The following is a 13,054-nucleotide window of genomic DNA, read 5'->3' as shown; positions in this document are numbered from 1 at the left end:
GGGGGTTCTTCGGGGAGTTCACCTGGGTGCTGCCCGTGCTGCACATCGGGATCATCGGGATGCTGGTCCTGACCCGCTGGTGGGACTTCTGGACCAGCTGACGGGCACGGAGGGCGTTGTCAGTGCTCTGACTTAGGCTTCATGACGTGGAGCCCGACCTTTTTACCGCAGCCGCCGAAGAGCGCCAGGAGAAGGACCCGTCCAGCAGCCCCCTGGCCGTACGGATGCGTCCGCGCACCCTCGACGAAGTGATGGGCCAGCAGCATCTGCTGAAGCCGGGATCTCCGTTGCGCCGGCTGGTCGGCGAAGGCTCGGGAGGCCCGGCCGGGGCGTCCTCGGTGATCCTGTGGGGACCGCCGGGCACCGGCAAGACGACCCTGGCCTATGTGGTCTCCAAAGCCACCAACAAGCGCTTCGTCGAGCTCTCCGCGATCACCGCCGGTGTCAAGGAGGTCCGCGCGGTCATCGACGGCGCCCGCCGCGCCTCCGGCGGCTTCGGCAAGGACACCGTCCTGTTCCTCGACGAGATCCACCGCTTCAGCAAGGCCCAGCAGGACTCACTGCTCCCCGCGGTGGAGAACCGCTGGGTCACCCTCATCGCCGCCACCACCGAGAACCCCTACTTCTCGATCATCTCGCCGCTGCTCTCCCGCTCCCTGCTGCTCACGCTGGAGCCGCTCACCGACGACGATCTGCGCGGGCTGCTGAAGCGGGCCCTCACCGAGCAGCGCGGGCTCGGCGGAGCGCTCACCCTGCCCGAGGACGCCGAGGCCCATCTGCTGCGGATCGCGGGCGGCGACGCCCGCCGCGCGCTCACGGCCCTGGAGGCGGCGGCCGGCGCGGCCCTCGCCAAGGGCGACCCGGAGATCACCCTCCAGACCGTCGAGGAGACCGTCGACAGGGCCGCGGTGACGTACGACCGCGACGGCGACCAGCACTATGACGTGGCCAGCGCGCTGATCAAGTCCATCCGGGGCTCCGACGTGGACGCGGCACTGCACTACCTGGCACGGATGATCGAGGCGGGGGAGGATCCCCGGTTCATCGCCCGTCGTCTGATGATCTCGGCGAGCGAGGACATCGGCCTCGCCGACCCGACCGCTCTGCCCACCGCGGTCGCGGCCGCCCAGGCGGTCGCCATGATCGGTTTCCCAGAAGCGGCCCTGACCCTGAGCCACGCCACCATCGCGCTGGCCCTGGCCCCCAAGTCGAACGCGGTGACGACCGCGATCTTCGCCGCCCAGGCGGACGTGCGGGGCGGTCTGGCCGGCCCGGTCCCGTCCCATCTGCGCGACGGCCACTACAAGGGAGCCGCCAAGCTGGGCCATGCCCAGGGCTATGTCTATCCGCACGATGTGCCGGGCGGAATCGCCGCCCAGCAGTACGCGCCCGACGCGGTCCACGGCAAGCGGTACTACGAACCCACCCGGTACGGCGCCGAGGCGCGCTACGCCGACGTGGTCGAGAAGGTCCGCGAGCGGTTGCGCGGCGAGGGCGGACAGGAGACACGCTGACGCGCGGGGCTTCGGGGCGCCCGGTGCGCCCCCGGCTCAGTGCTGGGCCGCTTCGAAGAGCCGGTGCATGGCCCGGCGCAGCTCGTTCACGTCCCGTACCGGCTCGGGGAAGTCGAAGCGGGTGTCGAAGGAGTGCCCGGCCCCGTCGCTGAACCGGATCCGCAGCCCGAACCGGTCGAGCGCCAGCGGCACCACGTCCCGGACGGCCAGGCCGGTCCGCGCCCGGTCACCGAGCAGGGTGGAGAGCTCCCGGACCTGGGGGCCGTGCGCCGCGTGGAGATGCTGGAGCAGTTCGGTCTCGTGGGAGACCAGCGGATCGGGAGCGGCGGCCGCGAATTCCTCGGCGTCGACGTCCCCCGCGCCCCAGAGGTCGTCGACGCTCGCCTCACCGACCTCCAGCCGCAGCATCATGTGCCCGGGCTCGGCGAGCGCGGGCACGGTGGTGAGCCAGCCGGAGACCCAGGCGCGGCCCCGGACGCGGTGGGGGACGGAGACCGGCGCGACGTCGGTGATCTCCAGCACAGCCGCCAGCTCGTCGTCCTGGGCGTGCGTGGCGGCGCGTACGGCCGGTGCGTCGGCGGGAAACAGCAGGAACACCTCGCCGTCGGCGCCGACCGCCCGCGCTCGGGGCATCAGCTGGTCGGAGCGGGCTCCCTCGGTCCCCGGGACGAGCAGCACCGAGGAGCATGTACTCTGTACGAGAGTTCGTGTGCGCTCGGCTGCTGACGGCATCCGCGCGATTTCAAGCCCGTTGGACGCGGCTGACCATGAGCTGATCGGACCTCCGTCACATTCGATGCTCTCAGAAGCATCGCTCTTTGTGTTGCTGTCTGTGATGCGCTTGGTGTTCCCAGGGCGAGACATGCGATCTCCTTGAGTAAGGTGAGCCTAACCTAACCTACAACGGAGGTCTGGAGAACGTGCCTAACCAGTCGCGTCCCAAGGTCAAGAAGTCTCGCGCGCTCGGTATCGCGCTGACGCCGAAGGCTGTCAAGTACTTCGAAGCGCGCCCGTACCCGCCGGGTGAGCACGGCCGTGGCCGCAAGCAGAACTCGGACTACAAGGTCCGTCTGCTCGAGAAGCAGCGCCTGCGTGCGCAGTACGACATCAGCGAGCGCCAGATGGCCCGCGCGTACGACCGCGCCAAGAAGGCCGAAGGCAAGACGGGCGAGGCGCTGGTCGTCGAGCTCGAGCGTCGCCTCGACGCCCTGGTCCTGCGTTCGGGCATCGCCCGCACCATCTACCAGGCCCGCCAGATGGTCGTTCACGGCCACATCCAGGTCAACGGTGGCAAGGTCGACAAGCCGTCCTTCCGCGTCCGTCCCGACGACGTCGTGACGGTCCGCGAGCGCTCCCGCGAGAAGCCCCTGTTCCAGGTGGCCCGCGAGGGTGGCTTCGCCGCCGACGGTGAGACCCCGCGCTACCTGCAGGTCAACCTGAAGGCCCTGGCCTTCCGCCTCGACCGCGACCCGAACCGCAAGGAAATCCCGGTCATCTGCGACGAGCAGCTGGTCGTCGAGTACTACGCCCGCTGACCCTGGCGTAGCACCCCCGCGGTGTTCAGCCCGTCGCTTCCCCGCCCTTACCGGTGGGGGAGTCGGCGGGCTTTCGCGTGTCCGGAACGGACGTGCGCGACGGGCGGGCCGCCTCCACCGCGGCCGACGGCGCCGTGCGCCGGGCCAGCGCCCGCCGCACCACCGCGTCCAGCGACAGCTCCCGCCCCTCCCGTACCGCCGACGCGTACGCCTCCGTGCCGAGCAGCTCACCCGCCCGCTGTTCGCACAGCGCCCTCGGCGCGCCGAAGGAGCCGCAGCCGAACAGCCGGAGTCCCACCGAGTCCCACACCGGCGCCGCCGCGCCCTGGAGGACGGCCGCCTCCGCCGGATCGCCCTCGCTCGCCGTCACCAGCGCCAGCAGCTCGATCGCCAGCACCAGGCCGACCAGATCGTTGAAGGCGTGGTCGATGGTGACGCACTCGTGGAGAAGCTCCCGCGCCTCGCCATGATCGCCGCGCGTCCAGGCCGCATAGGCCAGCACATAGAGCGCGTACGCCCTCGTCCACCGCTCGCCCCGCTCCTCGCACACCTCCCGCACCTCGTCACAGAGCGACACGGCGGCCTCCAAGTCCCCCTGGAAGACCCTGACCATCGCCAACTCGACCTGGGCCATCAGCACATTGCTGTTGAGCTCGCCCAGCTCCCGGTAGGAGGCAAGCGCCTCCCGCAGCAGCGCCTCGGCTCGCGGCAGGTCGTCCGAGAGCAGAGCCAGACACCCCGTCCGATGTGTCGCGTACGCGGCCGCGACCCGGTTCTCCGTCAGGCGGGCGAGCTCCGCGCACTCGTACAGCGCCCCCACGGCCGCCGTGCCGTCGCCCTGCAGGATCGCCACATAGCCCCGTACCCACAGCGCCTTGAGCCGCGCTTCGTCATGGCCGGAATCGAGCAGCAGCGCACGGTCCAGCCAGTGCCGGCCCTCCGAGAGCCGCCCGCACCCGACCCAGTAGAACCACAGCGTGCCCGCCAGATGCTGCGCGAGACGCGCCTCCTCCGGCCGCTCCAGACACAGCTCAAGGGCCGCCCGGATATGCGGGAGCGCGCTCTCCGCGCAGGCCGCCACCTCCGCCTGGCGGGGACTGAACCACTCCAGCTCGCACCAGGTGGCCAGGCCCATGTACCAGTCACGGTGGCGCCTGCGCATCCGCCCCGTGTCGCCGAGCGCCTCCAGCCACTCGGCGCCGTACGCCCGGACCGTGCCGAGCATCCGGTAGCGCGGGCCCGCCGGGCTCTCCTCGCGCCACACCAGTGACTGGGCGACCAGCCCGCCGAGCACATCGAGGACCCGTTCGGCGGGCAACTCGGCGCCGCTGCACACGTACTCGACCGCTTCGAGCTCGAAGGGCCCCACGAAGACCGACAGGCGCGCCCACAGCAACCGCTCCTCGGGCGCGCACAGTTCGTGGCTCCAGCCGATGGTGGTGCGCAGGGTCCGGTGACGGGCAGGCTCCCCGCGCCGCCCGTCGGTCAGCAGCCGGAACCGGTCGTCGAGGCGCTGGAGCATCTGCGCGACGGAGAGCAACGGCAGCCGACCGGCGGCCAGCTCGAGAGCCAGCGGGATCCCGTCGAGCCGCCGGCACAGCTCCTGTACGGCCTCCCGGTCGCCGTCCCCGTCGCCGCCCGGCGCGCCCGCGGCGGCCGCCCGCTCGGCGAAGAGGGCGGCGGCGTCCGCGTCGCTCAACGGCGCGAGCGGCAGGACCGCCTCGCCGTCCATCCGCAGCGGCCGCCGGCCCGTCGCCAGCACCCTCAGACCGGGGGCGCGGCGCAGCAGCTCCCGTACCAGCGGCGCGCACTCCTCCACGAGATGCTCGAACCCGTCGACCACCAGCAGCAGTTGGCGTCCGGACAGGTACTCGACCAGCATCTCGCGCGGGGGCCTGAGCGTGTGATCGGTCAGACCCAGCGCCTCGACCAGAGCGTGCCCCACCACGGCCGGGTCGCGCAGCGTGGACAGCTCGGCGAGCCGGACCCCGTCGGCGTAGCGTTTCTGCGATGCCGCCGCGGCCCGCAGGGCCAGCCGGGTCTTGCCGACCCCGCCGACGCCGACCACGGTGACCAGCCGGTACTCCGCCAGCAGCCGCCGTACGTCGTCCAGCTCTCCGGCCCGTCCCACGAACCGGTTCGGCTCGGCGGGTAGATCGCTCCGTCGCATGGGACACGGAGCGTACTCATCCAGGCGCACTCCGTACAGTCCGACCGCGTCCCCGGCTTCCCGTGGACCGCTAATGCGGTACGGGACAAGACCGCGGGCGCGATAGGGTCGGAGGACGACTTTCAAGGTGCCCTTCGACGAGCAGAGAGCGGTGCGCAGTGACCGGTGGAGAGGTTGCCGGGATTCTGGTGGCCGTCTTCTGGGCGATCCTGGTCTCCTTCCTCGCCGTCGTCCTGGTGAGGCTGGCCCAGACGCTCAAGGCGACCACCAAAATGGTGGCGGACGTGACCGAACAGGCGGTTCCGCTGCTCGCCGACGCCTCCGCGACCGTGCGCTCGGCACAGACCCAGCTCGACCGGGTCGACGCCATCGCCTCGGACGTCCAGGAAGTCACCTCCAACGCCTCCGCGCTCTCCACGACCGTCGCCTCCACCTTCGGCGGGCCGCTGGTCAAGATCGCTGCCTTCGGCTACGGCGTACGCCGGGCGCTGGGCCGCGACCGGAGTGACGTGGCGCAGGCGCCCACCCGCCGCACCGTGATCGTCGGCCGTACCGTGCCGTCCGCCCGGCGCCGGAAGCAGAAGGGCTGACCCCGATGTTCCGCCGTACGTTCTGGTTCACCGCGGGCGCCGCAGCCGGCGTCTGGGCCACCACGAAGGTCAACCGCAAACTCAGGCAGCTGACCCCCGAGAGCCTCGCCGCGCAGGCCGCGAACAAGGCGATCGAGACGGGCCACCGGCTCAAGGACTTCGCGCTCGACGTCCGGGCGGGAATGGTCCAGCGGGAGGCCGAGTTGGGCGAGGCACTGGGCCTGGAGACGCCGCCGGACCGGCAGCTCCCGGGGCCCCGGCGCAGGGCCGAGCTCGACCCCACGCCCCACAAGACCACGCATGCGTACCCGAAGCATGCGCCCCACACGCGTTCGTACAACCGGAATGAGGACCACTGATGGAGTCGGCTGAAATCCGCCGCCGCTGGCTGAGCTTCTTCGAGGAGCGCGGGCACACCGTCGTGCCTTCGGCGTCGCTCATCGCGGACGACCCGACTCTGCTCCTCGTCCCCGCGGGCATGGTCCCGTTCAAGCCGTACTTCCTGGGTGAGGTCAAGCCCCCCGCCCCGCGCGTGACCAGCGTGCAGAAGTGCGTGCGGACGCCGGACATCGAAGAGGTCGGCAAGACCACCCGCCACGGCACGTTCTTCCAGATGTGCGGCAACTTCTCCTTCGGGGACTACTTCAAGGAGGGCGCCATCACGCTCGCCTGGGAGCTGCTCACCAGCTCCGTGGCGGACGGCGGCTATGGCCTGGACCCCGAGCGTCTGTGGATCACGGTCTACCTGGACGACGACGAGGCCGAGCAGATCTGGCGCGACAAGATCGGCGTCCCCGCCGAGCGCATCCAGCGCCTGGGCAAGAAGGACAACTTCTGGTCCATGGGCGTCCCCGGCCCCTGCGGCCCGTGTTCGGAGATCAACTACGACCGGGGTCCGGCCTTCGGCGTCGAGGGCGGCCCGGCCGTCAACGACGAGCGTTACGTGGAGATCTGGAACCTGGTCTTCATGCAGTACGAGCGCGGCGCCGGTGACGGCAAGGAGGACTTCCCGATCCTGGGGGACCTGCCGTCGCAGAACATCGACACGGGCCTCGGCCTCGAGCGCCTCGCGATGATCCTGCAGGACGTACAGAACATGTACGAGACCGACACCCTGCGGGTCGTCATGGACAAGGCCACCGAGCTGACCGGCGTGCGCTACGGCGCCGAGCACGGCTCGGACGTCTCCCTGCGCGTGGTCGCCGACCACATCCGTACGTCCGCCATGCTCATCGGCGACGGCGTCACCCCCGGCAACGAGGGCCGCGGCTATGTGCTGCGCCGCATCATGCGCCGCGCCATCCGCAACATGCGTCTCATGGGCGCCACCGGACCGGTCGTCCAGGAGCTCGTCGACGTCGTGATCGACACGATGGGGCAGCAGTACCCGGAGCTCATCACCGACCGCAAGCGCATCGAGACGGTGGCCCTCGCCGAGGAGGCCGCCTTCCTCAAGGCCCTCAAGGGCGGCACCAACATCCTCGACACCGCCGTCACCGAGACCAAGGCCTCCGGTGGCACGGTCCTCGCCGGTGAGAAGGCGTTCCTGCTCCACGACACCTGGGGCTTCCCGATCGACCTCACCCTGGAGATGGCCGCCGAACAGGGCCTCTCCGTGGACGAGGACGGCTTCCGCCGTCTGATGCGGGAGCAGCGGGAGCGCGCCAAGGCCGACGCCAGGGCCAAGAAGACCGGCCACGCCGACCTCTCCGCCTACCGCGAGGTCGCCGACACCTCCGGCGAGACCGACTTCACCGGCTATGTCTCCACTGAGACCGAGTCGACCATCGTCGGCCTGCTCGTCGACGGCGTTCCCTCACCGGCCGCCACCGAGGGCGACGAGGTCGAGGTCGTCCTCGACCGGACCCCCTTCTACGCCGAGGGCGGCGGCCAGATCGCCGACCAGGGCCGGATCCGGCTCGACACCGGCGCCATCATCGAGGTCCGCGACGTGCAGAAGCCCGTCCCGGGCGTCCACGTCCACAAGGGTGTCGTCCAGGTCGGCGAGGTGACCGTCGGCGCCTCCGCCTACGCCGCCATCGACGTCACGCGCCGCCGCGCCATCGCGCGCGCCCACAGCGCCACGCACCTGACGCACCAGGCGCTGCGCGACGCTCTGGGCCCGACGGCCGCCCAGGCCGGTTCGGAGAACTCGCCGGGCCGCTTCCGCTTCGACTTCGGTTCGCCGAACGCCGTCCCCGGTTCGGTCATGACCGACGTCGAGCAGAAGATCAACGAGGTTCTCTCCCGCGAGCTGGACGTCCAGGCCGAGGTCATGTCGATCGACGAGGCCAAGAAGCAGGGCGCCATCGCCGAGTTCGGCGAGAAGTACGGCGAGCGGGTCCGGGTCGTCACCATCGGCGACTTCTCCAAGGAACTGTGCGGCGGTACGCACGTCCACAACACCGCCCAGCTGGGCCTGGTGAAGCTGCTCGGCGAGTCGTCGATCGGCAGCGGCGTGCGCCGCATCGAGGCCCTCGTCGGTGTCGACGCGTACAACTTCCTCGCCCGGGAGCACACGGTCGTCGCCCAGCTCCAGGAGCTGGTCAAGGGCCGTCCCGAGGAGCTTCCGGAGAAGGTCTCCGCCATGCTCGGCAAGCTGAAGGACGCCGAGAAGGAGATCGAGAAGTTCCGCGCCGAGAAGGTCCTCGCCGCCGCGGCCGGTCTCGTCGAGACGGCCAAGGACGTGCGTGGCGTCGCGCTGGTCACCGGCCAGGTCCCCGACGGCACCTCCGCCGACGACCTGCGCAAGCTGGTCCTCGACGTCCGCGGCCGCATCCCGGGCGACCGGGCCGCCGTCGTGGCGCTGTTCACCACGGCCAATGGTCGCCCGCTGACGGTCATCGCCACCAACGAGGCCGCCCGCGAGCGGGGCCTCAAGGCCGGCGAGCTGGTCCGCGCCGCTGCCAAGACCCTCGGCGGCGGCGGTGGCGGCAAGCCGGACGTCGCCCAGGGCGGCGGTCAGAACCCGCAGGCCATCGGCGACGCCATCGACGCCGTCGAGCGTCTCGTGGGGGACGTCGCCTGATGCGACGCGGCCGTCGCCTCGCGATCGACGTCGGGGACGCCCGGATCGGGGTCGCCTCGTGCGACCCCGACGGGGTCCTCGCCACGCCGGTGGAGACCGTGCCGGGACGCGACGTCCCGGCCGCCCACCGCCGGCTCGGACAGATTGTCGAAGAGTACGAACCGATCGAGATCGTCGTCGGTCTCCCTCGCTCCCTCAGTGGGGGCGAGGGGCCGGCCGCGGCGAAGGTCAGGGCCTTCGTCCAGGAGATGGCCCGCGTCGTCGCCCCCGTACCGGTCCGGCTCGTCGACGAACGCATGACGACCGTGACGGCCAGTCAGGGCCTGCGCGCCTCGGGGGTGAAGGCGAAGAAGGGCCGGTCGGTCATCGATCAGGCCGCCGCTGTGATCATCCTTCAGAACGCTCTTGAGTCCGAACGGGTATCAGGTAATCCGCCCGGCGAGAGCGTCGAAGTGGTCATCTGATCGCGATACGGTAACGTTCCGCGCGATGCGGCCGTTTTCGAACAGCTGCCGCACTACGTAGAGGCGGACCGTCCGGACGCCTCGCGGCTGTTTGGGGATCGATGACTGAATATGGCCGGAGCCCCGGCTCCGAACCGTGGCATCCCGAGGACCCGCTGTTCGGGGACCAGGGATGGAGAGGTCAGCAGGCCGGCGGCCAGGAGCAGTACTACCAGCAGCAGGCCCAGGACCCGTACCAGCAGGCCCAGTACGGCGGTCACCAGGACCCGTACGGGCAGGAGTACGCGCAGCAGCAGCCGCAGTACACCGACCCTCAGTACGGCGGCACGGGCCAGGGCGCGCAGGGGTACAACGAGCCGGGCTATCCCGCACAGCCGTACGACGGCACCTGGGAGGCGTCCACCGGCCAGCAGGTGGCGATGCCCTACAGCGCGCCGCAGGCCGAGCCGTACGCCGCTGGGCCGGGCCAGGACCTCTACGGCACCTCCGAGGCGTACCCGCCGCCGCAGCCCCCCGGACAGCGGCAGACCCCGCCCGAACCCACGTCCGGCTGGCAGGCGGAGCCCGAGGATGAGGAGAAGCACTCCTTCTTCAGCGGCAGCGACGACGGCCGCGGTGACGACGACGGGGACGACCCGGCGGGGCGGCGCTCCGGCGGTGGCCGCGGCCGTGGCGGTCGGAACAAGAAGAAAAGGGGCAGGAACGGCATCGCCTGTCTGGTCGTCGCCACGGTCCTGGTCGGCGGTCTGGGCGGCGTCGGCTACTTCGGCTACCAGTTCTGGCAGGGCAAGTTCGGCGCGGCCCCGGACTTCACCGGCGAGGGCGCCGGGTCGGTCCAGGTGGAGATCCCGAAGGGCGCCGGCGGCTACGACATCGGGAACATCCTCAAGAAGGCGGGTGTCGTCAAGAGCGTCGACGCATTCGTCTCGGCACAGCAGAGGAACCCCAAGGGGCAGTTGATCCAGGCGGGCGTCTACACCCTGAAGAGGGAGATGTCGGCGGCCAGCGCGGTCAAGCTGCTGCTCAACCCGGTGAGCCGGAGCAACTTCATCATTCCCGAGGGCAAGCGGAACGTCTGGGTCTACGCGGAGCTAGACAAGCGTCTGGGGCTGAAGGCGGGCACCACGGCGGGCGTCGCCAAGACTCGGGCCAAGAGCCTCGGCCTGCCCGCATGGGCCAACGGCCATGCCAATGTGAAGGACCCGCTGGAAGGCTTCCTCTTCCCCGCGAGCTACCCGGTCGCCAAGGGTGCCGCGCCCGAGGACGTCCTGCGGAAGATGGTCGCGCGGGCGAATGAGGAGTACGACCAGCTCGACCTGCAGTCCAAGGCCACCTCGCTCGGGCTCAAGAGCCCCTGGGAGCTGGTCACGGTGGCCAGCCTCGTCCAGGCGGAGGGCAAGACGCACGACGACTTCCGCAAGATGGGCGAAGTCGTCTACAACCGCCTCAAGCCCACCAACACCGAGACGAACCAGCTGCTCCAATTCGACTCTGCCTTCAACTACCTCAAGGGCCAGAGCAAGATCAAGATCAGCGAGTCGGAGATCAACAGCAACCAGGACCCGTACAACACCTACACGCAGAAGGGCCTGACACCCGGGCCCATCGGCAACCCGGGCAACGAAGCGCTGGCCGCTGCCCTGAATCCGACGAAGGACGGCTGGCTGTACTTCGTGGCGACCGACGGTATGAGCAAGACCGAGTTCGCCAAGACGCACACCGAGTTCCTGACACTGAAGGAAAAGTTCGATGCAAACTCGGGGAGCAACTGAGGGCCGCCGCAGGGCCGCCGTACTCGGCTCGCCCATCGCCCACTCGCTCTCCCCGGTGCTCCACCGGGCCGCGTACCAGGCGCTCGGCCTCGCCCACTGGTCGTACGACCGCTTCGACGTGGACGAGGCCGGGCTCCCCGGATTCTTCGGGGAGCTGGACGACACCTGGGCGGGCTTCTCCCTCACCATGCCGCTCAAGCGCGCCGTCATCCCGCTGCTCGACGAGGTCAGCGCGACGGCGGCCGCGGTGGAGGCGGTGAACACGGTCGTGTTCACCGAGGACGGCCGGCGGGTCGGCGACAACACCGACATTCCCGGCATGATCGCCGCGCTCGGTGAGCGGGGCGTGGAGAAGGTGGAGACCGCCGCGATCCTCGGCGCGGGTGCCACCGCCTCGTCCGCGCTCGCCGCGCTGTCCCACCTCTGCACCGGGCCCGTCACCGCCTATGTCCGCAGCGCGGACCGTGCCCGCGAGATGCGGGGCTGGGGCGAGCGGCTCGCCATCGAGGTCCGGACCGCCGACTGGGGGGACGCGGCGCAGGCCCTGGCCGCGCCTCTCGTCATCGCCACCACCCCCGCGGGGACGACAGACGCCCTCGCGGCAGCCGTCCCGTCCGCGCCCGGCACGCTCTTCGACGTCCTCTACGACCCGTGGCCGACAGCTCTCGCGGCTGCCTGGTCGCATCGCGGTGGCCGGATCGTCGGGGGCATGGACCTTCTGGTCCACCAGGCGGTGCTCCAGGTCGAGCAGATGACCGGAATCGTCCCCGCGCCGCTGGAAGCCATGCGCGCGGCGGGCGAGCAGGCCGTGGCCGCGCGGTGACGCTCGCCGCCAACTGGGGGAGCGGGCTCTTCAAACTGCTCCTCGGACTGCTGCCGGACTGGCTGGAAGCCGTCGTCGTCTGGACCGGGCTCGCGGTCCTCGCGGCGGTGGGCGTCCGGTGGCTCTGGCGCGTCCTCTCGGCCTCCGGACCGGGCTCCACCGGTTCCACGGGGGCCGGCGACCCGGGCGACCCGGACGTCCGATAGCTGGACTGGCGCTCGGGTCCACCGCCCGGACGTGGGAGGATCGGAGGTGGCGGGCCAGGGCCGCGCACCCGGTCGCGCCGCAGCAGTTCCAGGCGCGAGCATGAGGAGCATCGTTGAGCAGGTTGCGTTGGCTGACCGCTGGGGAGTCCCACGGACCCGCGCTGGTGGCGACGCTGGAGGGTCTTCCCGCCGGCGTTCCGGTCACCACTGAGCTGGTGGCGGACCATCTTGCGCGGCGGCGTCTGGGTTATGGGCGTGGTGCCCGGATGAAGTTCGAGCAGGACGAGGTCACCTTCCTGGGTGGTGTGCGGCATGGTTTGTCGCTGGGTTCTCCGCTGGCTGTGATGGTCGGGAATACGGAGTGGCCGAAGTGGGAGAAGGTGATGTCGGCCGATCCGGTGGATCCGGCGGAGTTGAGGGAGTCGGGGCGTAATGCGCCGTTGACCCGGCCGCGTCCCGGGCATGCCGACCTGGCCGGGATGCAGAAGTACGGCTTCGACGAGGCCCGGCCGGTTCTGGAGCGGGCGTCGGCTCGTGAGACTGCCGCGCGGGTCGCGCTCGGCGCGGTCGCCCGGTCGTTTCTGAAGGAGGCGGCGGGCATCGAGATTGTTTCCCATGTGGTGGAGCTGGCTGCGGCGAAGGCTCCGTACGGGGTGTATCCGACGCCGGCGGATGTGGAGAGGCTGGACGCTGATCCGGTGCGCTGCTTGGACGCGGACGCGTCGAAGGCGATGGTCGCGGAGATCGATCAGGCTCACAAGGACGGTGACACCCTGGGTGGTGTGGTGGAGGTGCTGGCGTATGGCGTGCCGGTCGGTCTGGGGTCGCATGTGCACTGGGACCGTCGGCTGGACGCCCGGCTGGCCGCGGCGCTGATGGGGATCCAGGCGATCAAGGGTGTTGAGGTGGGTGACGGGTTCGAGCTGGCTCGTGTGCCTGGTTCGAAGGCGCA

Annotated in this window: 12 protein-coding genes and 1 pseudogene; 11 read left to right on the top strand and 2 right to left on the bottom strand. The window is 70.6% G+C overall.

Translation table 11 applies throughout. The features are described 5' to 3' along the window. A pseudogene (locus ACZ7J0_RS33530) lies at positions 1–101 on the top strand (vitamin K epoxide reductase family protein); the annotation flags it as partial. Between the two features lie 45 nt (positions 102–146). Beyond that, positions 147–1,514, top strand: coding sequence for a replication-associated recombination protein A (locus tag ACZ7J0_RS33525; RefSeq protein ID WP_470893828.1), 1,368 nt, complete (start codon positions 147–149; stop codon positions 1,512–1,514). 36 nt (positions 1,515–1,550) lie between these two features. On the opposite strand, the gene ACZ7J0_RS33520 is transcribed toward ACZ7J0_RS33525, so the two are convergent. Then, entirely contained in the window at positions 1,551–2,246 is a 696-nt protein-coding gene (locus tag ACZ7J0_RS33520; protein ID WP_470893826.1) for a DUF2470 domain-containing protein, read from the bottom strand. 188 nt (positions 2,247–2,434) lie between these two features. Here ACZ7J0_RS33520 and rpsD point away from each other — a divergent pair, with 188 nt between their 5' ends. Then, a complete protein-coding gene (gene rpsD / locus ACZ7J0_RS33515; protein ID WP_468714985.1) occupies positions 2,435–3,049 on the top strand; it encodes a 30S ribosomal protein S4 in 615 nt (204 codons plus the stop codon). 25 nt (positions 3,050–3,074) lie between these two features. Here rpsD and ACZ7J0_RS33510 read toward each other — a convergent pair whose 3' ends face one another. Then, positions 3,075–5,219 carry an ATP-binding protein gene (locus tag ACZ7J0_RS33510; RefSeq protein ID WP_470893824.1) on the bottom strand — a complete coding sequence of 715 codons (2,145 nt, stop codon included), beginning with the start codon at positions 5,217–5,219 and terminating at the stop codon, positions 3,075–3,077. Between the two features lie 158 nt (positions 5,220–5,377). Here ACZ7J0_RS33510 and ACZ7J0_RS33505 point away from each other — a divergent pair, with 158 nt between their 5' ends. From ACZ7J0_RS33505 to aroC, 8 genes are all read left to right on the top strand, one after another. Next, on the top strand, positions 5,378–5,809 hold the full coding sequence (locus tag ACZ7J0_RS33505; protein ID WP_470893822.1) for a DUF948 domain-containing protein: 432 nt from the start codon (positions 5,378–5,380) through the stop codon (positions 5,807–5,809). A gap of 5 nt (positions 5,810–5,814) precedes the next feature. Beyond that, positions 5,815–6,168, top strand: coding sequence for a DUF6167 family protein (locus tag ACZ7J0_RS33500; RefSeq protein ID WP_470893820.1), 354 nt, complete (start codon positions 5,815–5,817; stop codon positions 6,166–6,168). Beyond that, positions 6,168–8,837: an alanine--tRNA ligase gene (gene alaS, locus ACZ7J0_RS33495; protein WP_470893818.1), complete on the top strand. Its 2,670-nt coding sequence runs from the start codon at positions 6,168–6,170 to the stop codon at positions 8,835–8,837. Before ACZ7J0_RS33500 ends, alaS begins: the two co-directional genes overlap by 1 nt. Then, complete coding sequence (gene ruvX, locus ACZ7J0_RS33490) at positions 8,837–9,301, top strand: Holliday junction resolvase RuvX (RefSeq protein WP_470893816.1); 465 nt, start codon at positions 8,837–8,839, stop codon at positions 9,299–9,301. The genes alaS and ruvX overlap by 1 nt, the downstream gene beginning before the upstream one ends. A gap of 101 nt (positions 9,302–9,402) precedes the next feature. Further along, entirely contained in the window at positions 9,403–11,073 is a 1,671-nt protein-coding gene (mltG, locus tag ACZ7J0_RS33485; protein ID WP_470893814.1) for an endolytic transglycosylase MltG, read from the top strand. Beyond that, a complete protein-coding gene (locus ACZ7J0_RS33480; protein WP_470893812.1) occupies positions 11,051–11,896 on the top strand; it encodes a shikimate dehydrogenase in 846 nt (281 codons plus the stop codon). Before mltG ends, ACZ7J0_RS33480 begins: the two co-directional genes overlap by 23 nt. Continuing rightward, positions 11,893–12,102, top strand: a complete 210-nt coding sequence (locus ACZ7J0_RS33475; protein WP_470893810.1) for a hypothetical protein — start codon at positions 11,893–11,895, stop codon at positions 12,100–12,102. The genes ACZ7J0_RS33480 and ACZ7J0_RS33475 overlap by 4 nt, the downstream gene beginning before the upstream one ends. Positions 12,103–12,215: 113 nt before the next feature. Then, positions 12,216–13,054: chorismate synthase (gene aroC, locus ACZ7J0_RS33470; protein ID WP_470893808.1), on the top strand; the 839-nt coding region annotated here is incomplete at its 3' end.

It is taken from the genome of Streptomyces sp. NPDC038280 (assembly GCF_055600045.1).
The sequence above is the reverse complement of the archived record's forward strand: the minus strand, read 5'-3'. Positions and strand labels throughout refer to the sequence as shown.

Excerpts from the sequence above, each read along its gene's own strand:
- ACZ7J0_RS33510 (WP_470893824.1), bottom strand. The coding sequence starts at position 5,219 with ATGCGACGGAGCGATCTACCCGCCGAGCCGAACCGGTTCGTGGGACGG.
- alaS (WP_470893818.1), top strand. The coding sequence starts at position 6,168 with ATGGAGTCGGCTGAAATCCGCCGCCGCTGGCTGAGCTTCTTCGAGGAG.
- mltG (WP_470893814.1), top strand. The coding sequence starts at position 9,403 with ATGACTGAATATGGCCGGAGCCCCGGCTCCGAACCGTGGCATCCCGAG.
- ruvX (WP_470893816.1), top strand. The coding sequence starts at position 8,837 with ATGCGACGCGGCCGTCGCCTCGCGATCGACGTCGGGGACGCCCGGATC.
- ACZ7J0_RS33500 (WP_470893820.1), top strand. The coding sequence starts at position 5,815 with ATGTTCCGCCGTACGTTCTGGTTCACCGCGGGCGCCGCAGCCGGCGTC.
- ACZ7J0_RS33520 (WP_470893826.1), bottom strand. The coding sequence starts at position 2,246 with ATGCCGTCAGCAGCCGAGCGCACACGAACTCTCGTACAGAGTACATGC.
- ACZ7J0_RS33480 (WP_470893812.1), top strand. The coding sequence starts at position 11,051 with ATGCAAACTCGGGGAGCAACTGAGGGCCGCCGCAGGGCCGCCGTACTC.